We start from the raw sequence: 1,454 nt of genomic DNA, 5'->3' as shown, positions 1-1,454 counted from the left end.
CAACCAATGTGCCCCAGCCTTGTAGCCAGTCAACGCCGTTACCTTTTAATAACGCTGCCACACCGCCAGTCAATTGCTTAACGATACCTTCTTTGCGAGCAATCATTTGCTCGATATCGATAGCGACGTCGCCAGTGCTAATACCATGTTCTTCAAGATCATGCTTGGTCGCTTCATAACGATGCGAACTATCAAGTAGGGCTTTTGATGGGATACAACCAACGTTTAAGCAAGTACCGCCAAGAGCAGGCTCACCTTTATAAACACGTTTTTCGATACAAGCGACGCTCATACCAAGCTGCCCTGCACGAATCGCTGCTTCGTAACCACCAGGACCGCCGCCGATAACGACTAGATCATAATTATCTTTCATAGTACGTTCCTATTTTTAACCCCACTCTCAACTTCGAAAGTGATTGAAAAAAGAAGAGCGCCTCACTAATCTATTGTTTTCGACCAAGAATACAATGGAGTTGTGAGATGCCCATAGACGAATTTATCATCAATATCTATTTAATGGTAGAGCAATATTACAAAATAGTCGTCACCAAACCCTTGCGAAGTGCAGGTTACGCGCCAAAGCTAAGTGATCCTGAGGTTATTTGCATGGAGATGGTCGGTGAATTTTTACACCTTGATCAAGACAAACAAATTTGGCAATACTTTACCCAGCATTGGCAAGACTGGTTTCCAGCCATCGGCTCATACCCTAACTTCGCAAAGCACTGCGCCAATCTGTGGCAAGTCAAACAGCAGATACAAGATAAAGTCAGTCAAATTGAAGGCCGTGACAACATTCATTTTATGGATGGCTTTCCGATACCCGTCTGTCATTATGGACGCGCTTATCGGCATAAGAATTATCAAGACTTAGCAGCTTTTAGCTACTGTGCCGCTAAGCAAGAGAGGTACTATGGCTTTGAAGGCCATTTGCTTGTTAACTTATCGGGCATGATTAAAGGCTTTACCTTTGCTCCTGCCAATGTTGATGAAAGAGCGGTTGCCCCAGAAATCACCACTCATATTCATGGGCTACTTGGCGCTGATAAAGGGTATATCAGCCCTAGTCTGACATCGTACTACGACGCTCAAGGCGTGGATTTACAAACGCCACTCAGAGCCAACATGAAAGAGGATAGACCCAAACCTGTGGTAAGGCGGCTAATGAAAGCCCGCCGTATCGTTGAAACAGTCATTGGTCAGCTATCAGAACGATTTAATATACAAAGGGTACGAGCAAGAGATTTATGGCATTTGTCTCATCGATTGATTCGTAAGATTCTTTCACACAATCTGTGCTTTGTACTCAACAAAAAACTTGGTAATCCGCCTCTTCAGTTTGATTTGCTTATTTCAAGTTGAGAGTGGGGTTATAGATTATAAGTTCTTACAAAATCCTATCATTAGTCCTGCCATTTTTTATTATGATGAGAGAGTTAAGCAAATCACAAATA

2 protein-coding genes are annotated in these 1,454 nt (G+C 43.0%); one reads left to right on the top strand and one right to left on the bottom strand.

All coding sequences use genetic code 11. The features are described from left to right. Positions 1-373: FAD-dependent oxidoreductase (locus tag JMW64_RS13855; protein WP_201555365.1), on the bottom strand; the 373-nt coding region annotated here is incomplete at its 3' end. A 107-nt stretch (positions 374-480) separates the two neighbouring features. Between JMW64_RS13855 and JMW64_RS13850 the strand changes: the two genes are divergently transcribed. Then, entirely contained in the window at positions 481-1,362 is an 882-nt protein-coding gene (locus tag JMW64_RS13850) for an IS982 family transposase (RefSeq protein ID WP_201555364.1), read from the top strand. Positions 1,363-1,454 lie beyond the last annotated feature (92 nt).

The sequence above is a fragment of the Psychrobacter immobilis genome (assembly GCF_904846065.1).
GTDB lineage: Bacteria > Pseudomonadota > Gammaproteobacteria > Pseudomonadales > Moraxellaceae > Psychrobacter > Psychrobacter immobilis_H.
Note: the sequence above shows the minus strand (reverse complement) of the source record. Positions and strands in the feature narration are given on the sequence as shown.